At 74.1% G+C, this 24,940-nt stretch carries 22 protein-coding genes; 12 read left to right on the top strand and 10 right to left on the bottom strand.

Features of this window, described 5'->3' with window-relative positions:
* The first annotated feature begins 36 nt into the window (after positions 1-36).
* Positions 37-285: a hypothetical protein gene (locus AB0B40_RS23370; RefSeq protein WP_345060690.1), complete on the top strand. Its 249-nt coding sequence runs from the start codon at positions 37-39 to the stop codon at positions 283-285.
* 201 nt (positions 286-486) lie between these two features.
* Positions 487-1,464 carry a PP2C family protein-serine/threonine phosphatase gene (locus tag AB0B40_RS23375; RefSeq protein WP_345060708.1) on the top strand — a complete coding sequence of 326 codons (978 nt, stop codon included), beginning with the start codon at positions 487-489 and terminating at the stop codon, positions 1,462-1,464.
* 45 nt (positions 1,465-1,509) lie between these two features.
* Here the strand turns inward: AB0B40_RS23375 and AB0B40_RS23380 are convergent, their stop codons facing one another.
* Both AB0B40_RS23380 and AB0B40_RS23385 read right to left on the bottom strand, forming a co-directional pair.
* Entirely contained in the window at positions 1,510-2,799 is a 1,290-nt protein-coding gene (locus AB0B40_RS23380) for an ROK family transcriptional regulator (RefSeq protein ID WP_345060692.1), read from the bottom strand.
* A gap of 235 nt (positions 2,800-3,034) precedes the next feature.
* Positions 3,035-6,214 (bottom strand): cytochrome P450, encoded by a 3,180-nt coding sequence (locus AB0B40_RS23385; protein ID WP_362265341.1) that lies wholly within the window; start codon positions 6,212-6,214, stop codon positions 3,035-3,037.
* A gap of 240 nt (positions 6,215-6,454) precedes the next feature.
* Between AB0B40_RS23385 and AB0B40_RS23390 the strand changes: the two genes are divergently transcribed.
* The 5 genes from AB0B40_RS23390 (at position 6,455) to AB0B40_RS23410 (ending at position 11,683) form a co-directional block, all read left to right on the top strand.
* Positions 6,455-7,102 carry a PAS domain-containing protein gene (locus tag AB0B40_RS23390; protein WP_345060696.1) on the top strand — a complete coding sequence of 216 codons (648 nt, stop codon included), beginning with the start codon at positions 6,455-6,457 and terminating at the stop codon, positions 7,100-7,102.
* 210 nt (positions 7,103-7,312) lie between these two features.
* Complete coding sequence (locus AB0B40_RS23395; RefSeq protein ID WP_362265343.1) at positions 7,313-7,807, top strand: FBP domain-containing protein; 495 nt, start codon at positions 7,313-7,315, stop codon at positions 7,805-7,807.
* A 94-nt stretch (positions 7,808-7,901) separates the two neighbouring features.
* Entirely contained in the window at positions 7,902-9,188 is a 1,287-nt protein-coding gene (locus AB0B40_RS23400; protein ID WP_345060700.1) for an aromatic acid exporter family protein, read from the top strand.
* A 13-nt stretch (positions 9,189-9,201) separates the two neighbouring features.
* The gene (locus AB0B40_RS23405) at positions 9,202-10,305 is read left to right on the top strand and encodes a hypothetical protein (protein WP_362265346.1); all 1,104 of its coding nucleotides are present in this window, start codon (positions 9,202-9,204) and stop codon (positions 10,303-10,305) included.
* A gap of 220 nt (positions 10,306-10,525) precedes the next feature.
* Positions 10,526-11,683, top strand: coding sequence for a lactonase family protein (locus AB0B40_RS23410; protein ID WP_362265365.1), 1,158 nt, complete (start codon positions 10,526-10,528; stop codon positions 11,681-11,683).
* Here the strand turns inward: AB0B40_RS23410 and AB0B40_RS23415 are convergent.
* Together AB0B40_RS23415 and AB0B40_RS23420 are read right to left on the bottom strand one after the other, a co-directional pair.
* Complete coding sequence (locus AB0B40_RS23415) at positions 11,651-12,376, bottom strand: DUF2470 domain-containing protein (RefSeq protein WP_345049923.1); 726 nt, start codon at positions 12,374-12,376, stop codon at positions 11,651-11,653. The genes AB0B40_RS23410 and AB0B40_RS23415 overlap by 33 nt on opposite strands.
* An 83-nt stretch (positions 12,377-12,459) precedes the next feature.
* Positions 12,460-13,068 carry a TetR/AcrR family transcriptional regulator gene (locus tag AB0B40_RS23420; RefSeq protein WP_345049921.1) on the bottom strand — a complete coding sequence of 203 codons (609 nt, stop codon included), beginning with the start codon at positions 13,066-13,068 and terminating at the stop codon, positions 12,460-12,462.
* Between the two features lie 121 nt (positions 13,069-13,189).
* Here AB0B40_RS23420 and AB0B40_RS23425 point away from each other — a divergent pair, with 121 nt between their 5' ends.
* Positions 13,190-14,719, top strand: coding sequence for a cytochrome P450 (locus AB0B40_RS23425; RefSeq protein WP_345049918.1), 1,530 nt, complete (start codon positions 13,190-13,192; stop codon positions 14,717-14,719).
* Positions 14,720-14,755: 36 nt separating this feature from the next.
* On the opposite strand, the gene AB0B40_RS23430 is transcribed toward AB0B40_RS23425, so the two are convergent.
* The 3 genes from AB0B40_RS23430 to AB0B40_RS23440 are packed head-to-tail and all read right to left on the bottom strand — an operon-like array spanning position 14,756 to position 17,758.
* Positions 14,756-15,604 carry a pentapeptide repeat-containing protein gene (locus AB0B40_RS23430; RefSeq protein WP_362265348.1) on the bottom strand — a complete coding sequence of 283 codons (849 nt, stop codon included), beginning with the start codon at positions 15,602-15,604 and terminating at the stop codon, positions 14,756-14,758.
* Positions 15,605-15,653: 49 nt separating this feature from the next.
* Positions 15,654-16,397, bottom strand: a complete 744-nt coding sequence (locus AB0B40_RS23435; protein ID WP_345049911.1) for a PIG-L deacetylase family protein — start codon at positions 16,395-16,397, stop codon at positions 15,654-15,656.
* A 59-nt stretch (positions 16,398-16,456) separates the two neighbouring features.
* Positions 16,457-17,758 carry an alpha/beta fold hydrolase gene (locus AB0B40_RS23440; RefSeq protein ID WP_362265350.1) on the bottom strand — a complete coding sequence of 434 codons (1,302 nt, stop codon included), beginning with the start codon at positions 17,756-17,758 and terminating at the stop codon, positions 16,457-16,459.
* A 205-nt stretch (positions 17,759-17,963) separates the two neighbouring features.
* Here AB0B40_RS23440 and AB0B40_RS23445 point away from each other — a divergent pair, with 205 nt between their 5' ends.
* The 4 genes from AB0B40_RS23445 (at position 17,964) to AB0B40_RS23460 (ending at position 22,078) form a co-directional block, all read left to right on the top strand.
* Positions 17,964-18,719: a (Fe-S)-binding protein gene (locus AB0B40_RS23445; protein ID WP_345049904.1), complete on the top strand. Its 756-nt coding sequence runs from the start codon at positions 17,964-17,966 to the stop codon at positions 18,717-18,719.
* Positions 18,716-20,194 carry a LutB/LldF family L-lactate oxidation iron-sulfur protein gene (locus tag AB0B40_RS23450; protein ID WP_345049901.1) on the top strand — a complete coding sequence of 493 codons (1,479 nt, stop codon included), beginning with the start codon at positions 18,716-18,718 and terminating at the stop codon, positions 20,192-20,194. Before AB0B40_RS23445 ends, AB0B40_RS23450 begins: the two co-directional genes overlap by 4 nt.
* Positions 20,191-20,832 (top strand): lactate utilization protein C, encoded by a 642-nt coding sequence (locus AB0B40_RS23455; RefSeq protein WP_345049897.1) that lies wholly within the window; start codon positions 20,191-20,193, stop codon positions 20,830-20,832. Before AB0B40_RS23450 ends, AB0B40_RS23455 begins: the two co-directional genes overlap by 4 nt.
* Before the next feature lie 91 nt (positions 20,833-20,923).
* Positions 20,924-22,078 (top strand): betaine/proline/choline family ABC transporter ATP-binding protein, encoded by a 1,155-nt coding sequence (locus tag AB0B40_RS23460; protein ID WP_345049893.1) that lies wholly within the window; start codon positions 20,924-20,926, stop codon positions 22,076-22,078.
* A gap of 6 nt (positions 22,079-22,084) precedes the next feature.
* Here the strand turns inward: AB0B40_RS23460 and AB0B40_RS23465 are convergent, their stop codons facing one another.
* The 3 genes from AB0B40_RS23465 to AB0B40_RS23475 are packed head-to-tail and all read right to left on the bottom strand — an operon-like array spanning position 22,085 to position 24,371.
* Positions 22,085-23,026 carry an ABC transporter substrate-binding protein gene (locus AB0B40_RS23465; RefSeq protein WP_362265353.1) on the bottom strand — a complete coding sequence of 314 codons (942 nt, stop codon included), beginning with the start codon at positions 23,024-23,026 and terminating at the stop codon, positions 22,085-22,087.
* Positions 23,023-23,694, bottom strand: coding sequence for an ABC transporter permease subunit (locus AB0B40_RS23470; protein WP_345049887.1), 672 nt, complete (start codon positions 23,692-23,694; stop codon positions 23,023-23,025). Before AB0B40_RS23470 ends, AB0B40_RS23465 begins: the two co-directional genes overlap by 4 nt.
* A complete protein-coding gene (locus AB0B40_RS23475) occupies positions 23,691-24,371 on the bottom strand; it encodes an ABC transporter permease (RefSeq protein ID WP_345049884.1) in 681 nt (226 codons plus the stop codon). Before AB0B40_RS23475 ends, AB0B40_RS23470 begins: the two co-directional genes overlap by 4 nt.
* Between the last annotated feature and the right edge of the window lie 569 nt (positions 24,372-24,940).

A 24,940-nucleotide genomic window follows, 5' to 3' on the forward strand; every position in this document is an offset into this window, starting at 1 on the left:
ACCGGCCCCGAGATCCAGGAAGGAGCGGAAACCACGATGACCACGCCCCAGCAGGAGCCCGGCAGCGGTTCCGGACCCGACGAGACGCCGGTGCCCAGGGACCTGCCCGATCAGCAGGCCCGCCCCGGCGACGACCCGTGGGACGTCGTACCGGGGCACCCCGTCGACGCCGAGCCCGACGAGGAGGCGCAGGACCCGGACGAGGCCGGCTCCGGCCCCCGTGGCACGCCCCGCTCGAGCACGGTGCACCCCGAGCATCCGGAGCCGCAGGAGCCGTCGGCGTAGAGCCGGCGCTCTCCGGGTCCGCCCGTCCGGGCGCGGTCCACCAGAGCGCCATGTGCATCGCTCGTGGATACTCTGTGAGGTGTGATCGAGTCCGGACGGCTGCGACCGCGTCGTCGCCACGACCGGGGACCGCTGGTGCTGCTGTCGCCGGTGATCCTGACCGTCGTCATCGCCAGCCTGGCCTACGCCACTCCCCCGGAGATGGCCTTCAGCCGTCTCCTGCCCGCGGCGCCGGCCCTCGCCGCCGCCATGTGGCCGGTGCTCCCCACCGTCCTGCTGGGGACGGTCTGCCTGTTTCTGATGATCGGCCTCAGCATCGTGTTCCCGGGTCTGGGCACGTGGTGGACGGCCGGCGGGATCATCGCGGTCACCGTGGCGGCCGCGTACGGAAGCCATGTCCGGCTCCAGCGCGAGCGGACCCTGTTCCACGTGCGGCTCGTCGCCGACGCGGCCCAGCAGGTGGTGCTGAGTCCGATGCCGCGCCGTTTCGCGGGTGTCGAGATCGACTCGCTGTATCTCGCCGCCGCGGCGGAGGCCCGTATCGGCGGGGACTTCTACGAGGTGGTCGACACGCGGTACGGCGTCCGGCTGCTCATCGGCGATGTGCGCGGCAAGGGCCTGCCGGCGGTGGGCGCGGCGGCGGCGATCGTCAATTCCTTCCGGGAGGCGGCCCACGGCGAGGCCGACATGGTCGGCGTCGCCCGCCGGCTGGATGCCAGCAGCACCCGTTACAACGCCGTCTTCCCCTCGGAAGGGCCGATGGAGCGCTTCGCCACCGCCCTACTCGTGGAGATCCCGCACGGGGGCAGGCGTATCGAGATCCTCAACTGCGGGCACCCCCCGCCCCTGCTGCTGAACCGCGGGAAACTGCGCGTCCTCGAACCCACCGCGCCCTCGCCGCTGCTCAATCTCGCGGATCTGATGGGCGATCACTACAGCGTCGACACCTTCGACTTCGACCCGGGCGACCTGCTGCTTCTGTACACGGACGGGATCGCCGAGGCCCGTGCCCGCGACGGTGAGTTCTTCCCGCTGGCCGCCTGGATGCGCGGACAGTCTCCGGCGCCGCCCCGAGAGCTGCTCACGGCTCTCCACCGCGATCTGCTCCACTACAGCAAAGGCCGTCTCGACGACGACATCGCCGCCCTCGCGGTGCGCCTGAGCGCGCCTTCGGACTGAGCGCGAGCGGCGGACCGGCGGCCGGTCTCGCCCGCGTCCGTCCGTTCAGCGCGGGGCGCGTTGCCGGAGTGCGGCTCGCCAGGCGGGCAGCCGGTCCTCGGCGGCCGGTTCGGGGCGGCGGCCGCCGCTGGCGAAGAAGTCGGCCAGGGGCAGGATCGCCGCGCCGACGGTGACCGCGTCCGGACCGAGCCGGCCGAGGTCGATGTTCACCTTGTCGGCCGGGTGGCGCAGCGCGTACGTCGCCGCGTGCCGGCGCACGGCCGGCAGGAAGCGCGTGCCGAGCTGGAGCCCGGCCCAGCCGCCGATGAGGATCCGCTCGGGCTGGAAGAGGTTGATCAGGTCGGACAGACCGGCGCCGAGGTACTCGGCGGTCTCCTCCAGGACGGCCAGCGCGACCGGGTCGGGCGCGGTGCCCTCGGGCGGGTAGGCGGCGGCGAGCATCGCGGTGAGCGCGGTCTCCTCGTCCGTGTCCTCGGGCGGCCGGCCGCCCTCCTCGCGCCAGCGGGCGAGCAGCGACTCGGCGCCGGCGTACGCCTCCAGGCAGCCGGGGGCACCACAGCGGCAGCGGCGCCCGCGCACCCGGACCGTCAGATGGCCCCACTCCACGGCCCGACCGTGCTCCACCTCGGGGGTGACCAGGCAGGCGCCGACGCCGGAGCCGAAGAGCACGACCACGGCGTTGCGTGCGCCGCGCCCGGCGCCGAACCACATCTCCGCCTGGCCGAGGGTCTTCGCGCCGTTGTCGATCAGGTACGGCACCCCTTCGGGGAGCTCGGAGGCCGAGCGGAGCAGCTCCTCCAGCGGGACCGCGTCCCAGCCGATGGTCTGCCCGTGGACGACGGCACCCCGGTCCGGGGTGTGCTCGACGATGCCGGGGACGCCGATGCCCACGCCGAGCAGCCGGTCGGGGGCGGCCTCGTCGGCGGTGAGGACCTCGGCGACGCCGTCGCGGATGTGGCCGGCGATCACCTCGACGTCGTAGCCCTGCGGTGTCAGGGGGCGTTCCACGCGGGCGAGTTCGGTCAAGGCCAGGTCGAACAGCTCGACGCGGACGCGGGTCTCGCCGACGTCGACGCCGATCATCTGGCCGCTGTGCGGGGCGACGCGCAGCAGGGTGCGGGGCCGGCCGCCGTCGGAGTCGACGCTGCCGGCCTCCTCGACCAGGCCGTCGGCGATCAGGTCCGCGACCACGTTGCTGACCGAGCCGGAGCTGAGTCCGGTGGCCGGTCCCAGCTCGAAACGGCTGAGCGGGCCGTCGAAGTACAGCCGCTGGAGCACCGCCGTGCGGTTGCCCCGTCTCAGGTCGCGTACTGTGCGCCCGTTGCGCCCTGCCATGTGGCTCCCTTCACGAACCGTGCCCGACCTGCAACATACCCCTTCAGGCAGCCGGGGCGCGATATTTCCACACACCTTAGTTCACGGTATGAGCTAAGACGAAGGGGCACGGTGGCCCGGGGTGCCGGAACCGGCCACCGCACCTGGACGGGGCGCGGCGCCGTATCGACCGGCCACGGCCGGGATCCGCCGCGCCCGCTCCTCCGGGTCCGCCACCGCGCCCCCTCCCCGCGGCTCAGCCCGCCGCGTACACGTCCTCCACATAGCGCCCGTCCGCCACGAGCGTGTCGAGCCACCGCTGGGCCGCCGTCTCGTCGGCGCCGGGGGTGCGTTCCCGGTACAGGGTACGGAACGCCTCGCGGACGCCGGGTGCCATGCGGGCGCCGTCGCCGCAGACGTACACCCGGGCCCCGGCGCCGAGCAGCCGCCACACCTCGTCGGCCTCGGCGGCGAGGCGGTGCTGCACGAAGGCGGCGCCGTTCTCGGGGGCGGCGCTGAACGCGGGGCGCAGGGACACCGCGCCGGCCCGCTCGGCGGACCGCAGCTCGTCGGCGTGCAGATAGTCGGCGCCGGGGGCGTCACAGCCGAAGTAGAGGAGCGCGGGCGGAAGTTCGGCCCCTTGAGCGCGCGCGGCGGCGCGGTCGGCCACGGTCCCGCGGAACGGCGCGAGGCCGGTACCGGCGGCGATCATCACCGCCGGGGCCGAGGCGTCGACACGGAAGGCGTCGCGACAGGGCTGGACACGGGCGTACACGGTGTCTCCGGCGGCGAGGGAGGCGAGGTGGCCGGAACCGGTGCCCCGGTAGCGGCCCCTGCCGGACCGGGCGGGCGCGTCGAGCACCGACACCATGAGGTCCGCGTGGCGCGGGGCCACGGCCGGGCTCGACGAGACCGAGTAGTGGCGGGGGCGCAGCGGGGTCAGCAGGTCCAGCAGGAGCGGCCAGCCGAGGGCGCCGCACAGCGCGGGGTGGTCCTCCGCCAGCTCCACCAGGGTGCGCGGATCGTCGTCGGTCAGGGCGGTGAGGGCGGCACGCTCGGGCGGGCAGGGGTTGGCCTCGGCGAGCAGGGTCAGCTGCCGTGCCGTCGGCCGCTGCTGCAACTCGACGTGGTGGGTCAGGAACTGACCGACCGTGAGCGGCCGGTCGGGTGCCAGACCGTCGCGGCGCGGACGGGCGGCCCGGATGTCCAGGACGGCACCGGCGTCCAGGCCGAACGCGGCGACGGCGCGGTCCACCAGGTCCGGGGCGTTGGCGGGCAGCACGGTCAGGTGGTCGGCGGTGCGGTAGGTGACGCCCTCCGGCAGGGCGACGCGCAGGAACCGCTTGGTGCGCGGGTGGTCCGGCGCGGTGAGGTCGTACGCCTCGGTGACCGTCATCGGGACCAGGCCGTGCCGTTCGGCGAGTGCGTCCAGCGGGCCCCCGGCCAGGGTGCGCACCGTGTAGGCGTGGGCGGGCTCGGCGGGGGTGCCGCTCCCGGCGTCCGGGTCGCCGTAGCGCTGGAGCAGCACGGTGCGCAGCCGGGCGGTGAACTCCCTCACGGTCCCGCTGAGATCACCGGAGGCGTCGGCGGCGGCGCGGGCGGTGAGCCGGGTGGCGCCGAGTTCGGCGAGGCGGGCGTCGACGCGGGTGGGCACCTGCTGGTAGGTGGCGGCCCAGTTGCGGTCGCCGACGCCGAGGACGGCGTAGGTCACGCCGGTGACGTCGGGGGTGCCGTCGAGCCAGGTGGTGAAGGCGACGGCGTCGTCGGTGGGGCGGCCGTTGTAGGAGGCGGCGGTGATGACGACGGGCCGGTCCGTGGGCAGGCCGTCCGGGTAGGCGTCCAGGGCGGCGACCTCGGTGGCGCAGCCGACGGCGGCGGCCTCGTCGGCGAGCTGGGCGGCGAACTCCCGGCAGGTGCCGTAGTTGCTGCCGTGCAGGAAGAGGGCACGGGTGCCGGGGCGGACCCGGGCCGGGAGCGCGTCCGGGGCCGGGGTGCCCGCGGCCGGGGCGGCGGGGGTGCCGGGCAGGGGGGCGTGGACGCGGTCGGCGGTGGTGCGCGGGGTCAGTGCGAGGGTGAAGCCCTCGGGCTTGAGGGTGAGCGTCTCCTTCACGGTGAGCCGGTAGCCGGCGTGGTCGTGCAGCCGGTAGCGGTGGACCAGCAGGGCGAGCAGCATGGTCGCCTCGTGCAGCGCGAACTGCCGTCCGATGCAGGCGCGTTCACCGGTGCCGAACGGCTTGAAGGCGTGCACCGGGCGGCCCGCCTCGGCCGCGGGGGTGAACCGCTCGGGGTCGAACAGCTCCGGGTTGTCACCCCAGACGGCCTGGCGGTGCAGCATCGGCGTGAGCACGGTGACGGCCTGGCCGGCGCTCAGCGGGATCCGCCCGCCGAGCAGGGTGTCCTCACGGGCGTGCCGGCCGAACGCGGCGGCCGTCGGCCACAGCCGCAGCGCCTCGTTCAGGACCTGACGGGTGTAGGTGAGCCGGCCGATGTCGTCGTACGCCGGCTCCGGGTCGGACGTGTCGCCCCACAGGGCGTCGGCCTCGCGCTGCACGAGCCGGAGTACGGCGGGGTGCTTGGCGAGGTAGTACAGGGCGAAGGACATCGCGCCGGAGGTGGTCTCGTGGCCGGCGATCAGGAAGGTGATGACCTGGTTGCGGATGTTCGCCGTGTCCAGGGTGGTGCCGTCGGCGGGGTGCGGGGCGCTGAGCATCAGCCCGAGCAGGTCCTCGGCACCGCTCTGGTCGGTGCCGGTGCGGGCGGCGATGACGTCGTCCACGACGCGCGCCAGGTGGTCGGCGTCCCGCCGGAAGGCGGCGTCGGCCGCCGAGTGGTCCTGGCCGGGGCTGCGGGCCAGGCGGGTCATGCTCCACTCCAGGCAGCGGACCATCGACTCCACGAAGGGATGCGGCTCGTCACGGTCGAAGGAGCCGAAGTCGTAGTCGAACCCGGCCAGTCCGATGGTGTCGAGCGTCATGCGGGTCATGTCCTCGGGCACGTCGACGGGCTGCCCGGCGCGGGCCGCGCGGTCCCAGGAGTCGATGAGCCGCCGCGCCACCTTCAGCATGACGGGGTGGTAGGTGCGCATCGAGCCGAGCGCGAAGGCGGGCATCAGGATGTCGTGCGCCCTGGCCCAGTTGGGCTCGTCGTTGTACGCCGTGAACAGGCCGTCGGCGGCGAACTCGCGCACGTTCTCCAGGGCGGGTCCGACATGCTTGGCGAACCGCTCCTCGTCGGCCAGGTCTGCGACCAGGTCCGCGTCGGCGACGAACACCGTGTCCCGGCCGTGCAGCCGGCGCACCAGCACCGGGCCGTGGGTCCGCATCAGCTCCATGACCTGCTGGATGGGGGTGTGGCCGGGGCCCGTGGCGGTGATGTCGACGACGGGGACGCCGGGCAGGGTGCCGGCCGGCTCGGGATGCGGTGCGGTGGAGGGCATGACGCGACAACTGCCTTTCACGGAAGCGGACGTACGCCTTCCAGGGTGGTCGACGGACGGACCGCCTCGGCGCCACGGCACTACACGATCGTGCAGTGGAAAGTGGGCGGCGGCTCTTGCGCGGGACGCCGGACGGCCACTCCCCGGCCGGGGGCCCGCCGCCCGGCGCGTACGGCCCCGCCGGGTTGCCGCTGACCTGCCTCTTCCTCTTGGATGGCGGCCGACGGGCCCGGAGGTGCGATGGAAGCGGAGCGAGCCGACGCGGTGGTGTGGCGCAACCGCGCCCTGATGGTGTTCGACCGGGTGGCGGTACCGGTGGCGGTCTGCGACGTGTACGGCCAGGTGGTGCTGGCGAATCCGGCGATGGCCGCCGAGTGCGGTACGACCCCGGGCCGGCTGAGGGGCAGGCAGGTACTGGAGCTGTTCCGTCCGCAGGAGGCCGGCCAGGTGGAGCGGATCGCCGAGGCGCTGCGGCTGCGGCACCGCTCCCGCTACCAGGTGTCGGTGTGCTGGCGGGCCCCCGGCGGGGCCGAGCGGCACGGGGAGCTGACGGCGGATCCGGTGAGCGACAGCGTGCAGGAGACACCGGCGCTGCTGGTGATGCTGCGAGTGCTCGGCGAGCATCCCCGGACCCCGCCGGAGCCGGTGCGGGCCAGCGCGGTGGAGCGGCGGGTGCTGGCGCTGCTGGCCGGGGGCGCCACCACCGCCCACGCCGCCCGCGAGATGGGTCTCAGCCGGGACGGCGTCACCTATCACCTGCGCCGCCTGTCGACACGGTGGGGCGCGGCCAACCGCACCGAACTGGTCGCCCGCGCCTACGCCCTGGGCGTACTGCTCCCCGGAGTCTGGCCGCCGGAGGCGAAGGCCGCCGGGCCGGAGGAGGAGTAGTCGCCACCGGAAACCCGGCGGGGGCAGGGCCCGAGCCGGCAGACGCAGCCGGACCAGCGGAGGCAGGCTCGAGGGCCGGCCGCCCCCGCACGCCGGGCGCGCGGCGGCAGCCCGCGGAAATCCATTGGCCCACCCGCCCCGCGACTAAATACAATAGCTGTACACCTAGACCCTCTAGGTAACAGTCGCTGGATCCGGAAGGACTCACCCATGAGGTCGCTCACCGAGCAGGACATCCGCAACTCGTTCATCAACTGCTCCAAGGGCGAGGCCAGGCGGCTGGCCGTCCCGCGCGACCTCGGTGAACGCCCGTGGGAGGATCTGGACTTCCTCGGCTGGCGCGATCCCGGCGCCCCGGACCGCAGCTATCTGGTCACCGAACGCGACGGCCGCCCCGTCGGCATCGCCTTCCGCTTCCCGGCCTCGCGGCGCGGCTTCCTGCACCGCAGCATGTGCTCCGTCTGCCTGACCACCCATCCCGGCGGCGGGGTGTCCCTGATGACCGCGCGGAAGGCGGGGGTGGCGGGCCGCGAGGGGAACTCGGTGGGGCTGTACATGTGCACGGACCTGGCGTGTCCGCTGTACGTGCGCGGCAGGAAGGTCCCGGAGTCCGGCGCCCGGTTCCAGGAGAGCCTGACCGTGGAGGAGCAGATCGCCCGCGCGCGGGACAACCTGTCCGCCTTCGTCGACCAGCTGTACGCCTGAGCGCCTCATCTGGACATACGCGAACACGTATGGTCGAAAACAGTCCGCGAACAGCCACGTTCGATGCACCCGAGGAACGGGAACAGGCCAAGGGATGCTCGACGTACGAAAGTGGACCACGGAACTGCTGCGCCTGGTGAGGCGCCGCCGGGAGCCGGTGGTCGTCCAGACGCTGCGCTCCGCGACGGCCGCGACGATCGCCTACGTGATCGCGCTCCGGCTGAGTCCCGAGCCGGCCCCGCTCACCGCCCCGCTGACCGCGCTGCTGGTCGTCCAGGTGACCTTCTACGCCACGCTCACCAACGGCATCCGCCGGGTGAACTCGGTGGTGGCCGGGGTGCTGGTGGCCATCGCCTTCAGCGTGCTGGTGGGGCTGACCTGGTGGAGCCTCGCGCTGCTGATCGTCGCCGCGCTGGCCGTGGGACACCTGGTGCGCGTCGACGAGTACGTGGCCGAGGTGGCGATCAGCGCCATGCTCGTGCTCGGCGTCACCACGGTCGGGTTCACCGCGTGGGCCCGGATCGTGGAGACGCTGATCGGCGCGGTCGTCGGCACCGCGTGCAACCTGCTGCTGCCGCCCCCGGTGTGGGTGGACGCGGCGGGCCGGTCCATCGAGGACCTCGCCCGGCGGGTGCGCCAGCTGATGCTGCGGATGGGCGAGGAGGCCGCGGGCCGGATCCCCTGGGAGCTGGCGGCCGAGCGGCTGCACGAGGCGCGCCGGCTCGACCACGACATCGTGCAGGTGGACGCGGCGCTGCGGCAGGCCGAGGACAGTCTGCGGCTCAACCCGCGGGTGAAGGAGGGGCTGCTGCACCGGGTGGTGCTGCGCACCGGTCTGGACACGCTGGAGATCTGCACGGTGGTCCTGCGGGTGCTGGCCCGTTCGTTCACGGACCTGGCGAAGGCCCGCGGGCCCGAGGAGCTGTTCCCGCCCCGGGTGGGGGCGACGGTGGCGCAGTTGCTGTCGGAGATCGCCGACGCGGTGGTCAGCTTCGCGGTGCTGGTGACCACCGACCTGAGCAAGAACGCCGAGTCGGCGGAGGCCCGGCTGTCGGCCGAGCTGCACACGGCGGCCGGCACCCGTGACCGGCTGGCCGAGCTGCTCCGGGAGGAGATCGCCGAGGACTGGACGAACTGGCAGCTGCTGGGTGCCGTACTGACCGAGACGACCCGCATCATCGACGAACTGAACACCGAGCACCGCACCCGCCGCCTGCTGGAGGAGCTGGACCGGGTCTCCCGCGAGCAGCGGGCCAGGCTGCCCCGGATGGCCTGGCTGCGCGACCGGCTGGGTGTGCACGAGGAGCTGTGGCGGAACCACGCGGGGTTCGGCCGGCGTTACCAGGAGGGAGGCGCCGGGGCGGGCCGGCGCGGAAAGTGAGAGGGGCGGGCGGATGGCGGTTTCCGGAGTCCGGATCGACGGCAACGGCCTGCGGCTGCCGGGCGGGGTGGCGGTGCGGTTCGTGCGCACCCTCCGGCTGCCGGAGACCGGCACGCACCCGCTGCCGCCGGGGCTGGGCGAGTTCCCGGTCCGGCGGGTGGCCGACTACGCCGACCGGGTGCCGCAGGAGTGGCGGGCGCGCGGCGGCGTGATGCTGCCGGTGTACCTGCGCGAGGCGATGTGGCTGAGTTTCGCCGGCACGACGGAGCCGGCCGCGCTCCAGGTCGGCGTGGGCAAGGTGTGCGCGGTGTCCGGCGAGCCGTGGCGGAGCCGGCTGTCCCGGAGTCCGCAGAACTATGTGGTGCTGCCCCGCCAGCCCTGGCTGGACGGCATCAACTCCGGCAAGGGCACGGTCCGCCAGTTCGTGGCCGTACCGCTGGGGCTGGGCGCGACCGTGGAGGGGCAGGTCACCGGTGCGGAGGTGTGGGGCGGGGTGCAGCTCCAGTCCTTCCCGCTGAAGGAGGAGGTGCTCGCCGAATGGCGGCGCCGGGAGCGGGCGCGGCGCACCGGCCCGGCTGCCGGAGCGTTCGGCGGGTACGGCGGGTACGGCGCCCCCATGCCCATGGCGGCGGCCCCCGGCGGGCAGCCGCCGGGCGGGGTGCCCGGGGCGCCGCCGCCCGCGCCCGCCGCGTCCTTCGGCGGGCCCCCGCCACCGGCCGCGCCCCGGCGGCGCGCCGCGGCCATGGGACTCGGCGTGGGCGGCTCGATGCGGCAGGAGGTCTACGAGGACGACCGGCCCCTCGAGGACTGGTCCGGGGAACCGGCCGGGCGGGTGTTCGTGCACCTGGTCACGCCCCCGGAGTGGCGGCGGATCACCGGCGAGGCGCCTGCGCCGTCGCCGGTGGACCGGGCGGCGTACACCCGGGCGGGCCTGCCCTGGTTCGACTACTACGACGACAACGCCGAGGACCTCGCTCCCACGGACACCCTGGAAGCCGTCCAGCCGGTCGGCGAGTGGCTCGGGGACGACCCGGAACCCTGGCAGGCGCCGTCCCCCGGGCAGGTGACACCGCTGAAGGACGCGACGGGCAGGCCGGTCGAGGACGGGGAGTGGTAGGGCCGCCGGCCCCGCCGGCCGTTGCGGTGCGCGCGACCTTCGTTGCCCGGCTTGCCCCTGGCGCGGGGCGCGGGCCAAGGTGTCTGTCACGAGCGGGGCGAGCGACGACCTGAGGTACGGCATGGACACGGAGACACGGGCCGCGGCAGGGGATCCCTCCCCGCCCCGGCGGGACCGGGAGCGTGGTACCGGCTGGACCAGGCGCCGGTTCGTCGGGGCCCTGGCCGGCGCGGCGGCGGTGGTGGCGGTACCGTCCCCGGCCGCCCCGCCCGCCGGCACCGCCGCCCCTCGCTCCGGCACCGGGGCCACGCGGAGCGGGCCGAGGACCGCAGCGCCTCCCCCGAAGCCCTCCGGGCCGCGCCCGCTGTACATCGGCACCTACACCTCCGCCGACGGCGGCGGCACCGGTATCGGCCTGGCGTCGTACGACCCGGAGACGGGCCGGATCACCGGGACCGGCACGCTCACCGGGGTCCCCGACCCGTCGTATCTCGCCGTACACCCGGACGGCCGCACGCTGTACGCGGTGGACGAGCGGCAGGACGGCGCGGTGACGGCCGTACGTCTCGCGGACCGGCGCGTGCTGGGCACCCGGAGCACCGGCGGTGCGGGTCCCTGCCACCTGTCGGTGCATCCCACCGGACGCTGGCTGCTGAGCGCCGACTACGGGTCGGGCAGTGTCGCCGTGCACCCGGTCGACGCCTCGGGCGCACTGGGCGAGCGCACGGATCGGGTCACGCACACCTCCCCACCGCCCGGCCCCGGGCAACAGGGGCCGCACGCCCATCAGTTCCTGACGAGTCCCGACGGCGGGCACGTCCTCGCCGTGGACCTCGGCACCGACACCGTCTACACCTACCGGCTCGATCCCGCGAAGGGCGCGCTCACGGAGGTGGGGCAGGCACACACCCGGCCCGGCGCGGGGCCGCGCCACCTGACCTTCCATCCGGGCGGGCGGTATGCCTATCTGGCCAACGAGGTGGACGACACCGTGGCCGTCTGCGCCTACGACCCGCGGTCCGGCGGGCTGGACATCGGCGAACCGCAGCCGACGGGGTCGGGCGGCGGCACGAACTATCCGGCGCAGTTCCTGGTGACGGCGGACGGCCGGTACGCCTTCCTCGCCAACCGGGGGCACAACAGCCTCGCGCGCTACGCCGTCGAGGGCGACGGGGCCCGGCTGCGGCTGCTCGGTACCGTGCCGGCCGGCGGGGACTTCCCGCGGCAGATCGCGTTCTCGCCCGACGGCCGGCTGCTGTTCGCGGCGAACCAGCGCTCCGGCACGGTCACCGTCTTCCACGTGGCCGCCGACGGTGGGCTGCGTCAGGCCGGCGAGCCGTTCGCGTCACCCGTCGCCGTCTGCGCGCTGCCGCTGTAGCGCCCGGGGGCAGACGGCGGCACCGGCCTGCGCCAGGAGCGCGTGCATGCGTTCGGTGAGCTGGCCGACGTCGTCGGCGGGCGTGTGGAAGGGCAGCCGTACGTCGCCGTGCGCGCGGGTGCGTTCGATGCGCAGGGTCAGCCCGTGCCGGTCGACGGCCAGGGGCGCCACCCGGGTCGCGGCGTGCAGGCTCTCGGGGCGCACCAGGCGGCTGAGCCGCTCGACGGCGTCCGGGTGGGCGTCGGCGAGGTGGGTGAGCAGGTGGGCCTCGGCGCCGGCGAGGGGGTCGGGTCGGGCCGCGGTGAACTCGTCCAGGTCGACGGTCACGGGGCCGGAGCCCTGCCGGAGCACGACGCGGGTGGGCCGGAAGAGCAGGGCGTCCTCGGACGGGACGAGCCGGCCGGAGAGCCAGAGCCGGGCCCGGATGCGGTTGCGCACCGGTACAGGGGCCACGTCGGCGAACTCCAGCAGCGCGCAGGGCTCCTGGCGCGGGGCGCACAGGGCCGCGGCGAACAGGCCGCTGTCGTCGGGGACCGCCAGCCGCACCGCGCCGTCCTCGGTCATGGTGTGCGCGCCGGCGTACTCCTCGCGCACTCCGTCCGCGGTCACCGCGCACGACCACGCGACGGCCGCCACCGAGCGTGCCCGTTCCGCCGCGCCGGGGGCGGCCGTCCAGTCCTGCCTGTCACCCATACCCAGACCTCTCCTTAGGTAAGCCTTGCCTAACCTAGCGGAGATCGAGACGCACGCCAACCACGCCGCACCGGCGCACAGGGTTACCCGAGGACGCCCAGCAGCGCGCGGGCGCACAGGTCGCGCACCTGTCCGCGGCTCAACTCGCCCTCGCCGCGCAGCCATTCGAGACAGACGGCGGTGGTGAAGGCGAGCCAGCCGCGCACCGCCAGGCGCACCTCGGGAGCCGCTCCGAAGACCGGCCCGAACTCGGGATCGGCGGCGAGCGCGGCCAGTATCTGCTTCTCCTGCGCGGCCAGGGCCTGCCGGTAGACCCGGCGCACGGCCTGGTCGCCGGCCGCGTCGGCACGGTGGAAGGCGCGGAAGCCGTGGGCGTGGTCCTCGACGTAGCCGAGGTAGGTGTCGAGGCCGGCGGCGAGCTGCTCACGCACCGGCACACCGGGCTCGGCCGCCGTCATGCGCAGCATGCGCGCGCTCTCCCGGTCCACGACGGCGGCGAAGAAGTCCCGCTTGGTGGGGAAGTAGTGGTACAGCAGACCGCGCGAGACCCCCGCGATCTCGGCGACCTGCTCGATCCAGACCTCGTCGTAGGGGTTCTCCGAGAACAGTCGCGCGCCGACCGACAGCAGCTGCTCGCGCCGCTCCTCGGTGCTGAGCCGGCGCCGGGCGCGCTCCCCCTGGTTCGCGGGCATGGCGTCACTTTACTTGACGTCGATTCAACAGGGGGATCACACTGGAAGCCGTTATTGAACCCACGTACAACACGAGCGCGTCACAGTTCCAACCATCCGCTGGATCAAGGGAGATCGCGTCATGGCGGAGACGACGCAGGCCACGGGGGCCGGGCTGCCGAGGGGTTTCCGGAGCGCCGAGCAGGGCTGGCCCGAGCTGCACCGCATCCCGCATCCGCCGCGCCGGGTGCCGCTGCTCGGTGATGTGCTCGGTGCCGACCGGCGCCGGCCGCTGCAGGACTCGATGCGGTACGGGCGCGAACTGGGCCCGATCTTCCGGCGCCGGGCCTTCGGCAAGGAGTTCGTGTTCGTGTGGGGGGCGCCGCTGGTCGCCGATCTCGCCGACGAGTCACGGTTCGCCAAGCACGTCGGGCTGGGGGTCGCCAACCTGCGGCCGTTGGCCGGTGACGGCCTGTTCACCGCCTACAACCACGAGCCCAACTGGCAGCTGGCGCACGACGTCCTGGCCCCCGGATTCAGCCGGGAGGCCATGGAGGGCTACCACGGGATGATGCTGGCCGTCGCCGGCCGGCTGACCGACCACTGGGACCGGCAGCTGGCCGCCGGGCGCACGGTGGACGTCCCCGGTGACATGACCCGGCTGACCCTGGAGACGATCGCGCGCACCGGCTTCGGGCACGACTTCGGCTCCTTCGAGCGCCACCGGCTGCACCCGTTCGTCACGGCGATGGTCGGCACGCTCACCTACGCACAGAGGCTGAACAGCGTGCCCGGGCCACTGGCCCCGCTGCTGCTGCGCACCGCCGCCCGGCGCAACGCGGCCGACACGGCCTACCTCGACCGGACCGTCGACGAGCTGGTCGCCGCCCGGCGCCGGTCCGGTGGCGGTGACGGGGACCTGCTGGACCGCATGCTGGCGACCGCGCACCCGGTCACCGGCGAGAGGCTGTCCGCGGAGAACGTCCGCAAACAGGTGATCACGTTCCTGGTGGCCGGTCATGAGACCACCTCGGGCGCCCTCTCCTTCGCCCTGTACTACCTCGCCCGGCACCCCGAGGTCGCCGCCCGGGCCCGCGCCGAGGTGGACCGCGTCTGGGGCGACACCCCGCTCCCCGGTTACGACCGGATAGCCAGGCTGCGCTACGTCCGCCGGGTGCTGGACGAGTCGCTGCGGCTGTGGCCGACCGCGCCCGCGTTCGCCCGGGAGGCCCGGCAGGACACCGTCCTGGCCGGTGAGCACCCGATGCGCCGGGGCGCCTGGGCCCTGGTGCTGACGCCGCTGCTGCACCGCGAGCCGGAGGTGTGGGGCGAGGACGCCGAACGGTTCGACCCGGACCGTTTCACCGCGGCGGCGGTACGGGCCCGGCCGCCCCACACCTTCAAGCCGTTCGGCACCGGCGCGCGGGCCTGCATCGGCCGCCAGTTCGCCCTGCACGAGGCGACCCTGGTCCTCGGCCTGCTGCTGCGCCGCTACGAGCTGCACGCCGACCCCGGCTACCGGCTGGCCGTCGGCGAGCGCCTGACCCTGATGCCGGAGGGGCTGCGGCTGCGGCTGGAGCGTCGGCAGCGGCCCGTGAGCACGCCGGGCGACGACGATGCGCGGCTCCGCCGCGTGGGCGCGACCGGCCCCGACCGCGCCACGGACGTCTGACAGCACACCCCGGCGCCTTCGGGCGGACGCCTGGCGTCAGCGGCCCGCCGTCCAGTGCGCCGGCCGGGTGACCGACTCGGGCAGTCTGGTGCAGGCGCTGCCCCGGGCCGCGTTCAGCTGGGGCTGGGTGAGGAAGAAGGCGCCGGTGAGGTCCGCGTCGGTCAGATCGGTGTCGCGCAGGTCGGCGCCGATGAGATCCGCGCCGGTGAGGTCGGCACCGGTGAGGTCGGCGGCGATCAGACAGGCACCGCGCAGGCTCGCCCCGCTCAGGTCGGCGCCCCTGAGGCGGGCGCCGACGAGGTCCGCGCCCCGCCGGTCCTTGCCCTTGCCCTTGCCTTTGCCCTTGCCCGTACCGGCGGCCCGGACCAGCTCGCTGGTGCGCAGCAGGAGCACGTTGACCTCCTGCCGGTGCGCGGCCACGTCCAGCGCGGCCAGCTCCTCGGGGGTCTGCCGGGTGAGCCGCTCGGTCTTCTCCAGCGCCTGCCGCAGCTCGGGGTGGACGGACCGGGCGGCGGGCAGGCCCAGCGCCTCCGTCAGGTACCACAGCAGCTCGTGCAGCTGCCGTACGACCGGGAACACGTCGAACATCCGGCGCGCCCGCTCCTGCGGCCCGGTGCGCCAGTCCTGCCCGTCGAAGGTCACCTGGGAGACCTTCTGGCCGGCGCCGAAGCAGTCGTAGACCGTGCAGCCGGTGAAGCCCTTCTGCCGCAGGTCGGCGTGGATGCCGCAGCGGTGGTCGCCCCGGAGGTTCGGGCACGCCTTGCCCGCGGGCTTGGTCAGCGCGAAGTCGGAGGAGCGGGCGAAGGGCAGGGCGACACAGCACAGCCCGAAGCACTGTGCGCAGTCGCCGCGCAGGTCGGAGGGGTCGGTTATCTGATCCGGCATGAGGCCCAGCCTACTGACCTGCGCATCCCTCTCCCCCGCCCGTGCCGAGCTACCGGCCGAACAGCTCGAAGGACACCGCCGGCCTGCCGCCGAAGCGCTTGCCGGTGGCCGTCGTGGTCTCGGCCAGGAAGTCGCGGACGTACGTTTCCGGGTCCTGGTCGGTCAACGCCTCCAGGTAGCTGCGGTGCTCGAGCAGTGAGCGCACCGCCCGTTCCAGGCCGGGCGTGGCGTCGACGGCGTGGGTGGCGTTGCTGGAGCCGGCGACCGCCACCCAGCGGACGCCGTTCCACGGTTCGAGGCCCTGGTCGACGAGTTCGGGGAAGATCCAGCGATTGCCGGCGTCGGCCGCGGCGTCCAGGGTGGCGCGACCGACGGCGACGTGGTCGGGGGTGTTCCAGACGACACCGCCCCAGGTGTCGCGGTGGTTGAGGGTGACGACGAGTTCGGGGCGGTGGCGGCGGATCGCGGCGGCGATGTCGCGGCGCAACGCGGGACCGTACTCGATCACGCCGTCCCGGTGGCCGAGGAACTCCACCGCGGTGACGCCGACCACGGCCGCGCTGGCCCGCTGCTCGCGCTCGCGCAGCGGGCCGCAGACGGCGGGGGGCAGGGTGTCGATGCCGGCCTCGCCCCGGGTGGCCAGCACGTAGGCGACGTCGCGGCCGGCATCCGTCCAGGCGGCGACGGCCGCCGAGCAGCCGTACTCCAGGTCGTCGGGGTGGGCCACCACGGCCAGGGCGCGCCGCCAGTCGTCGGGCAGGGGCAGCAACTCGGTGATCTTCGCCTCGGTCATGGGCGGCAGACTATGCGGCCCTGTGCCGACCGCAACTTCTTTGTCGCGGGCGCGGCAGGTCAGACCTCGTCGCGGGCGAGCGCCAGCAGCCGGTCCAGGACCCGCGGCGCGCCCGCGCGCAGGCCGTCGTGCTCGAACTCGTCGGTGACCCAGGTGCGCAGGCCGCGGACGGCGCGGGCGGTCTGGAGCGAGTGCGCGGTGTCGACGTACATGTCGTCGTGGTAGACGGCGGCTGCGACGGGAACCTCGTTGGCGGCGAGGCGGGCGGGGTCGTACAGCGGGCGCCAGTCGGTGCGGGCGGCGAGCAGTCCGGCCGTCTCGCGCAGGGGCCGCAGGGCCGGGTCGGTGTCGAACATCCAGGGGTGGACGGTCTCGCCGGTGAAGAGCACCGGGCCGTCACCGGTGAGCGCCTTGGCCGCGTCGAACTGCGGGAACTCGGCGCGGACACGTTCGGCGGCCCAGGCGGTGGGGCGCGCGTCCTGGCCGTAGATGGACTCGTGGACGAGGGCGTAGAGGGGGTGCGCGGCGTACGACAGCAGGGACTGCGCCTGCTCCTGGAAGGAGTCGGACAGTTCCGGGCCGGCAGAGGTGCGGACGAAGGCGTCCTCCAGCAGGTGGTGCAGGCGGTGGCTGCCGTCGCTCGTGCCGAGCATCAGGCCCAGGGACTGGAACGCCTCGACGGTGAAGCGGTAGCCGTTCGGCAGGACCACGTCGTGGGTGAGGAGGTGGTCGGCGATCCGGCGGGCGCGTTCCACGTCCTCGGGGTAGCGGTCGTAGTGGGCGGCGACCTTGCGCTCGACGCGCGGGTAGGCGGCGCGGTAGACGTCGTCGGCGTGGGCGTGCAGGGAGGGCAGGCCGCCCGTGATGATCGCGGTGTGCACGCCCTGGGGAGCGAGGGAGAGGTACGACACCGTGCAGAAGCCGCCGAAGCTCTGGCCGAGCACGGTCCACGGGGCGCCCCCGGTGAGCTGGGGGCGGACGGCCTCGCAGTCGCGGACGATGGAGTCGGCGCGGAAGCGGGTGAGGTAGTCGGCCTGGGCGGCGGGGCCGCCGCGCAGCGGGAGCGTCTGCCGGGTGGCGGGCGTGGAGCGGCCGGTGCCGCGCTGGTCGAGGAGCAGGACGCGGTACTCCCTCAGGGCCCGGTCGAGCCACGCCTGACGTCCGATGAAACGATTCGCCCCGAACCCGGGGCCGCCCTGCAGGTACACCAGCCAGGGCAGGTCCCGCCCCGCCTGGTCGCTCGCCACGGCCTCGCGGGCGTACAGCTCGATGGTCTCGCCGCCCGGGTCGGCGTGGTCGAGGGGCACGGTGAAGTGGTGGTCGGTGAGGACGACGCCGGGCTGGCGGTAGCTGAGGCTCAACGAATCTCCCGGGACGGACGGCACGGACGCGTCCCAGTCCAGCACACGACCGCGCGCGGGCAGAGCCCCGGGATCATGGATTGTTACTGAACTCGGGGTCAGCACACGAGCCGTCCGGCGCGGCGCACCGCCGGCTCGGTCTCCCCTCGACGGGGCACCGCGCACTACCCTGCACTCGTCCGACGACCGACACCGAGGAGCCGTGATGCGTGTCGCTCTGTTCCTGACCTGTGTCAACGACACGCTGTATCCGGACACCGGCCGGGCTGTGGTGAGGCTGCTGGCCAGGCTGGGTGTCGACGTCGGCTTCCCGGCGGCCCAGAGCTGCTGCGGGCAGGCTCACTACAACACCGGCTACCGGCACGAGGCCGAGCCGCTGGCCCGGCATTTCGCGGATGTCTTCGGGGGGTACGACGCGATCGTGACCCCGTCCGGGTCGTGCGGGGCGATGGTGCGGGAGCTGTATCCGCGGATGGGTGAGCGGGCCCGGGCCGAGGGGCGCGGGGACGCGCTCGCCCGGACGCTGGCGCCGGTGGTGCCGAAGACGTACGAGCTCACCGAGTTCCTGGTGGACGTGCTGGGCGTGACGGACGTCGGCGCCTGGTATCCGCACACCGTCACCTACCACCCCACCTGTCACGGTCTGCGCTCCCTCGGGCTCGGCGACCGGCCCCGGCGGCTGCTGGCAGCGGTGAAGGGGCTGGAGCTGGTCGAGCTGCCGGGCGCCGAGGAGTGCTGCGGGTTCGGCGGCACCTTCGCGCTGAAGAACGCCGAGGTGTCGGCGGCGATGGGCGCGGACAAGGTGCGCAACGCCGAGTCGACGGGAGCCGAGGTGCTGTGCGCGGCCGACAACTCCTGCCTGATGCACATCGGCGGCACGATGAGCCGGCTGCGGACGGGCATGCGGCCCGTGCACCTCGCGGAGATCCTGGCGAGCACGGAGGAGGAACCGGCGCTATGAGCGGGACGTTCGTCGGCATGCCCGCCTTCCCGAAGGCGGCGCACGACGCTCTGCACGACCCCACGCTGCGCGGCAATCTGCGGCACGCCACGCACACCATCCGGGCCCGGCGCGCGCGGGCGGTGGGCGAGTTGTCCGACTGGGCGGAGCTGCGGGAGGCGGGCCGCCGGATCAAGGACCACACACTGCGACATCTGGACCGCTACCTGGTGCAGTTGGAGGAGGCGGTCACCGCGGCGGGCGGTACGGTCCACTGGGCCGTGGACGCCGACGAGGCCAACCGGATCGTCGCCGAACTGGTCCGGGCCACCGGTGAGTCGGAGGTCGTGAAGGTCAAGTCGATGGCCACGCAGGAGACCGGGCTCAACGAGGCGCTCGCGGCCGAGGGCATCCGGGCCTACGAGACCGATCTCGCCGAGCTGATCGTGCAGTTGGGCGAGGACCGCCCGTCGCACATCCTGGTCCCGGCCATCCACCGCAACCGGCGCGAGATCCGCGACATCTTCCGCACCGAGATGGGCAAGTGGGGCCGCCCGGCCCCGGAGGGCCTGACGGACACACCCGCCGAACTCGCCGAGGCGGCCCGGCTGCACCTGCGGGAGAAGTTCCTGCGCGCCAAAGTCGGCATCTCCGGCGCGAACTTCATGGTCGCCGAGACGGGCACCCTGGTCGTCGTGGAGTCCGAGGGCAACGGCCGGATGTGCCTGACCCTCCCGGAGACGCTGATCTCGGTCGTCGGCATCGAGAAGGTGGTGCCGGCCTGGCGGGACCTGGAGGTCTTCCTGCAGACCCTGCCGCGCTCCTCCACGGCCGAACGGATGAACCCCTACACCAGCATGTGGACCGGGACCACGGACGGGGACGGGCCGCGCGCCTTCCATCTGGTCCTGCTGGACAACGGCCGCACCGACGCCCTGGCCGACCAGGTCGGCCGGCAGGCGCTGCGCTGCATCCGCTGCTCGGCGTGCCTGAACGTGTGCCCGGTGTACGAGCGGGCGGGCGGGCACGCCTACGGCTCGGTCTACCCGGGCCCGATCGGTGCCATCCTCAGCCCCCAGCTGCGGGGCACGGCGAGCGAGATCGACGCCTCCCTGCCCTACGCGTCGAGCCTGTGCGGGGCCTGCTACGAGGTGTGCCCGGTCGCCATCGACATCCCCGAGGTGCTCGTACATCTGCGGGAGCGGGTGGTCGAGGGCGGTCCGGCGGTACGGCAGGGCAACAAGGTGGTGCTCCGGCCGGCGAAGGGGCACGCGGCCGAGCGGGCGGCGATGCGGGCGGCGCGCTGGGCGTTCACCCACCCCGGCGCCTTGCGCGCGGGCCAGCGGCTGGCCTCCCGGACGCGCCGGCTGCATCCGCGTACCCTGCCCGGTCCCGGCAGGGCGTGGAGCGACACCCGGGATCTGCCGGCCGTACCGCCGGAGTCCTTCCGGGACTGGTGGCGGCGCACGCGCGGCGGAGAGGACGGCGGCGAGTGAGCGACAGGGAGCGGATCCTGGGCCGGGTGCGGCGCGCGCTCGCGGACGTCACTCCCGACGAGCGGCCCTACGAGCAGGCCGTGAGCCGGGACTATCTGCGCGAGCACGGGGAGCGGACCCCCGAGCGGACGGCGGAGCTGCTGGCGGAGAACCTGGCGGACTACCGGGCGGTCGTGCACCGCTGCACGGAGGCCGGGCTCCCGGCCCTGATCGGCCGGCTGCTGGCCGACCGGAAGGCGGCCTCGGTGCTGGTGCCGGCCGGGCTGGACGAGGGCTGGCTGGCCGCGACGGACGTCACACGCGTCCCCGACCGGCCGGAGAGCACGCCGTTCGACCTCGACCGGGCCGACAGCGTGCTCACCGCGTGCGCGGTCGCCGTCGCCGAGACGGGCACGATCGTGCTGGACGGGGGCCCCGGCCAGGGCCGCCGCCGCATCAGCCTCGTCCCCGACCACCACATCTGTGTGGTGCGGGTGCCCGGCCAGGTCGTCTCCTCCGTCCCCCAGGCCCTCGAACGCCTGGACCCCGTCCGCCCGTTGACCTGGATCTCCGGCCCGTCGGCCACCAGCGACATCGAACTGGACCGGGTGGAGGGCGTGCACGGTCCCCGTACGCTGGAGGTGATCCTGCTCGGCTGACCCCCGCCCTTTCCGGGGGCGGTGACGCCGGTGTCCGCCGGTCGGGGCACGGCGGGATGAGGCCCGGGGCGCCCTGCCGTAGCGTGGGGGAATGATCCGGTTCGAGCAGGTCACCAAGCGGTACCCGGACGGTACGACGGCCGTGGACGGCCTCTCCTTCGAGGTGACCGAGGGGGAACTGGTCACCCTCGTCGGACCGTCCGGATGCGGCAAGACGACGACCATGATGATGGTGAACCGGCTCATCGAACCGACCGCCGGCCGGATCTTCGTCGGCGGTGAGGACATCGCGACCGTCGACCCCGTGCGGCTGCGCCGCCGTATCGGCTACGTCATCCAGCAGGTCGGTCTCTTCCCCCACCGCACCGTCCTGGACAACACCGCGACCGTCCCCGCGCTGCTGGGCTGGAAGCGGGCGAAGGCGCGGGCCCGGGCGGCCGAGCTGCTGGATCTGGTGGGCCTGGACCCGGGGACGTACGGGCGGCGCTATCCGGAGCAGCTGTCGGGCGGGCAGCGGCAGCGGGTCGGTGTGGCCCGGGCGCTGGCCGCCGATCCGCCGGTGCTGCTGATGGACGAGCCGTTCGGCGCGGTCGACCCGGTGGTGCGCGAGCAGCTGCAGGACGAGTTCCTGCGTATGCAGGCCGCGGTGCGCAAGACGGTGCTGCTGGTCACGCACGACATCGAGGAGGCCGTCCGGCTCGGCGACCGCATCGCCGTGTACGGGGAGGGCCGCATCGAACAGTTCGACACGCCCGGCGCGGTGCTCGGGGCGCCCGCGACCCCGTACGTCGCCTCCTTCGTGGGCGCCGACCGCGGGCTGAAGCGGCTGTCGGTCACCGCGACCGAGCCGGACGATCTGGAGCAGCCGCCCGTGGCCCGGGTGGACGAGCCCGCCGAGCGGGCCGAGCGGCGGCTGCGCGCCGAGGGCGCGCGGTGGGCGGTGGTCCTGGACACGGGCGGTGACCTGCGCGGCTGGGTCGGTGTCGACGAGCTGGCGGCGGGCGGGGCGGTCGGGGACCTCGTGCACCGGATGACCGCCTGGGTGCCGGTGGGCGCACCGCTCAAGCAGGCGTTCGGGGTGATGCTCCAGCACGACGCCGGGTGGGTCGCCGTACTGGACGGCGCGCGGTTCCTCGGTGTGCTCACCCCGGCGAAGCTGCACGAGGCGCTGCGCCGCTCGGTGGACGCGGACGCGCAGGGTGTGGCGCGGGCGCAGGTCAGTTTCGACTCGGTGTCGGACGCCTGACACGGCTCACTTCAGCAGGCCCTTGTCCGTCAGGTACGTCCGGGCGACGTCGGCGGGCAGCCGGCGCCAGCTGTCGACCTGCTGGTTCAGCCGTGCCAGGTCCTCGGTCGTCAGGACGTCGTTGAGCTTGCCCAGCACCTTCGCCACGCGCTCGCTGCCCGCCCGGGAGCGGTTGACGACCGGGACGACGTAGTCGGCGTTCTGCAGGTGCCTGTCGTCGGCGAGCAGGACCAGCCCGAACTGGTCGAGGGTGGCGTCCGTGGTGGTGGTCAGCACCATCTGGTCGCGGCCGTCCTGCACGGCCCGCTTGGCCTGGGTGGTGCCGACGCCCTTGGGATCGACCCCGGTGATGTCGATGCCGTACACCTTCTTCAGGCCCGGTGCGCAGTACGGCCGTGCCACGCACTCGTCACCGGCGGCGAGCCGCACCTTCAGCTTCGCGGCGCCCAGGTCGCCGAGGGTCCTGAGGTCGTGCGCGCGGGCGTAGCCGGCGGTGACCGCGAAGGCGTTCTGGTCGACCGCACGGCCGGGCGGAAGGACCGTGAGGCCGCGGGGTGCGGCGAGGGCGCGCAGGGCCTTCATGGTGGCGCCGAGGTCGGGGGAGCCGACGGGCTTCGCGGCGGCGCCGTGGGTCTTGGCGCCCAGCCAGTCGGCGAACGTGGCCGCGTACTCCGGTACGACGTCGATCTGGCCGGACTCCAGGGCCGGTTCGTACAGCTCCCGGTTGGCGACCGTGAGGATCGAGGTCCGGTACCCGGCCCGGGTCAGCAGCTGCGCGTACATCTGGGCGAGCAGGTCGCTCTCGGTGAAGCCGGCCGACCCGATGGTCAGGTGGTCGCTGTCGCCGGGGGACGCGGTGACCGCGCCCCGGTTCTCCAGGGAGGGTCCCGTGGAGCAGGCCGTGAGGGCGAGGAGCACGGCCGGGACCGCCCGGGTACGGCCTCTCATCGGCCGCCCCGGGCCCACTTCGGCGCCAGGTGTTCGGCGGCCTCGAAGGTGCCCTCGACGACCAGGGCGAACCCGGCGACGAGGAGCGCGCCCGCGACCACCTGGGGCGTGCTGGCCAGGTTGAAGCCGGCGGTGATGATCCGGCCGAGGCCGCCGCCGCCCGCGAGCGCGGCGATGGTGGCGGTGGCGACGAGCTGGACGGCGGCGATCCGGACCCCGTTCAGCAGCAGGGGCAGCGAAAGGGGCAGCTCCACACGGAACAGCAGCTGCCGGCCGGTCATCCCCATCCCCCGGGCGGCCCGGACGACGCTGCGGTCCACCTCGCGCATGCCGACGTAGGCGTTGGTCAGCAGGGGCGGTACGGCGAAGAGCACCAGGGCGACCACCGTGGGACCCTCGCCCCACCTCCCCACCGGGGTCAGCAGGAGCAGGACCAGGACGGCGAAGGTGGGCACGGCCCGGCCGACGTTGGAGAGGTTCACGGCGAGCGCACCGCCCTTGCCGAGGTGGCCGAGGACGAGGGCGACGGGCAGGGCGATCAGACAGCTGAGGAACAGGCAGACGACGGTGAGCAGCAGGTGCTGGAACAGGCGGTGCCGGATGCCGTCGTCGCCCGACCAGTGCGCGGGGTCGGTGAGCCAGTCCCAGCTGGCGGCGAGGGTGCTCATGCGCGGGCCGCCCGGGTCCAGGGCGTGATCAGCCGCTGCACGCCCAGCAGGAGCAGGTCCGCCGCGACGGCGATCAGCACGCACAGTACGGACGCGGTGAGCACCTGGGCCTTGAAGTAGGTGTTCATGCCCGCGTAGATGAGATTGCCGAGCCCGCCGAAGCCGACGATCGCGCCGACCGTGACCAGGGAGACCGCAGAGACCGTGGCGATGCGCAGGCCGGCCATCGCGGCGGGCAGGGCGAGGGGCAGTTCCACGGTGAGCAGCAGCCGGACGGGGCCGTAGCCGAGGCCGCGCGCGGCCTGCCGGGTCTCCTCCGGGACCGCGCGCAGGCCCGCGAGGACGTTGCGCACCAGCAGGGTGAGCGAGTACAGCACCAGCCCCGCGACGACCAGGGTGGCCGAGAGGCCGTAGAGCGGCAGGAGCAGGGAGAACATCGCCAGCGACGGGATCGTGTAGAGGATGGTCGTCACGGCGAGGACCGGACCGGCCGCCCAGCCCCAGCGTCGGGCCACCACGGCGAGCGGCAGCGCGATGGCCAGGCCGATCAGGACCGACAGGAGGGTCAGCTGGAGGTGCTGGACCACCGCGTCGAGCAGGATCTGCCGGCGCGTGCTCAGATAGGCGCCGCAGATCCACTCGTTGCGCGCGAGGCAGTCGTCCGGGGGCGCGGTCACGGGTCCATTGCACCGGGCGAGCGAGCGGGTCGGCGCGTTGGGGTGACCCGTACGGGGGGCGTGCGGCCCCGGCGCCGTGCGGCCCCGGCCGGGCACGGCCGATGGCCGGGTCCAGCCGATGCCCGGGTACGGCCGATGGCCGGGTACGGCCGATGGCCGGGCACAAGCCCACGACCGGGGGCGGCCCACACCGGGGCGGCCGACGGCCGGGGGCGGCCCACGACCGGGCACAGCCGATGCCCGGGCACAGCCGATGCCCGGGTCCAGCCGATGCCCGGGTACGGCCGATGGCCGGGCACAAGCCCACGACCGGGGGCGGCCCACACCGGGGCGGCCGACGACCGGGCACAGCCCACGACCGGACACAGCCGATGGCCGGGCACAGCCCACGACCAGGCACAGCCGATAGCCGGGCACAGCCCACGGCCGGGGGCGGCCGATGGCCGGGGGCGGCCGATGGCGGGGCACAGCCCACGACCGGACACAGCCGATAGCCGGGCACAGCCCACGGCCGGGCCACCACGTCCCGGAAGGAGAGCCGCAGCGGCTCCGGCGCCCAGTCGGGGTCC

The sequence above is a fragment of the Streptomyces sp. NPDC042638 genome (assembly GCF_040647235.1).
Lineage (GTDB): Bacteria > Actinomycetota > Actinomycetes > Streptomycetales > Streptomycetaceae > Streptomyces > Streptomyces rameus.

What these genes read in the sequence shown, in the direction of transcription:
- AB0B40_RS23370 (WP_345060690.1), top strand. Translation starts at nt 37, where the DNA reads ATGACCACGCCCCAGCAGGAGCCCGGCAGCGGTTCCGGACCCGACGAG.
- AB0B40_RS23375 (WP_345060708.1), top strand. Translation starts at nt 487, where the DNA reads ATGGCCTTCAGCCGTCTCCTGCCCGCGGCGCCGGCCCTCGCCGCCGCC.
- AB0B40_RS23380 (WP_345060692.1), bottom strand. Translation starts at nt 2,799, where the DNA reads ATGGCAGGGCGCAACGGGCGCACAGTACGCGACCTGAGACGGGGCAAC.
- AB0B40_RS23385 (WP_362265341.1), bottom strand. Translation starts at nt 6,214, where the DNA reads ATGCCCTCCACCGCACCGCATCCCGAGCCGGCCGGCACCCTGCCCGGC.
- AB0B40_RS23390 (WP_345060696.1), top strand. Translation starts at nt 6,455, where the DNA reads ATGGAAGCGGAGCGAGCCGACGCGGTGGTGTGGCGCAACCGCGCCCTG.
- AB0B40_RS23395 (WP_362265343.1), top strand. Translation starts at nt 7,313, where the DNA reads ATGAGGTCGCTCACCGAGCAGGACATCCGCAACTCGTTCATCAACTGC.
- AB0B40_RS23400 (WP_345060700.1), top strand. Translation starts at nt 7,902, where the DNA reads ATGCTCGACGTACGAAAGTGGACCACGGAACTGCTGCGCCTGGTGAGG.
- AB0B40_RS23405 (WP_362265346.1), top strand. Translation starts at nt 9,202, where the DNA reads ATGGCGGTTTCCGGAGTCCGGATCGACGGCAACGGCCTGCGGCTGCCG.
- AB0B40_RS23415 (WP_345049923.1), bottom strand. Translation starts at nt 12,376, where the DNA reads ATGGGTGACAGGCAGGACTGGACGGCCGCCCCCGGCGCGGCGGAACGG.
- AB0B40_RS23420 (WP_345049921.1), bottom strand. Translation starts at nt 13,068, where the DNA reads ATGCCCGCGAACCAGGGGGAGCGCGCCCGGCGCCGGCTCAGCACCGAG.
- AB0B40_RS23425 (WP_345049918.1), top strand. Translation starts at nt 13,190, where the DNA reads ATGGCGGAGACGACGCAGGCCACGGGGGCCGGGCTGCCGAGGGGTTTC.
- AB0B40_RS23430 (WP_362265348.1), bottom strand. Translation starts at nt 15,604, where the DNA reads ATGCCGGATCAGATAACCGACCCCTCCGACCTGCGCGGCGACTGCGCA.
- AB0B40_RS23435 (WP_345049911.1), bottom strand. Translation starts at nt 16,397, where the DNA reads ATGACCGAGGCGAAGATCACCGAGTTGCTGCCCCTGCCCGACGACTGG.
- AB0B40_RS23445 (WP_345049904.1), top strand. Translation starts at nt 17,964, where the DNA reads ATGCGTGTCGCTCTGTTCCTGACCTGTGTCAACGACACGCTGTATCCG.
- AB0B40_RS23450 (WP_345049901.1), top strand. Translation starts at nt 18,716, where the DNA reads ATGAGCGGGACGTTCGTCGGCATGCCCGCCTTCCCGAAGGCGGCGCAC.
- AB0B40_RS23460 (WP_345049893.1), top strand. Translation starts at nt 20,924, where the DNA reads ATGATCCGGTTCGAGCAGGTCACCAAGCGGTACCCGGACGGTACGACG.
- AB0B40_RS23465 (WP_362265353.1), bottom strand. Translation starts at nt 23,026, where the DNA reads ATGAGAGGCCGTACCCGGGCGGTCCCGGCCGTGCTCCTCGCCCTCACG.
- AB0B40_RS23470 (WP_345049887.1), bottom strand. Translation starts at nt 23,694, where the DNA reads ATGAGCACCCTCGCCGCCAGCTGGGACTGGCTCACCGACCCCGCGCAC.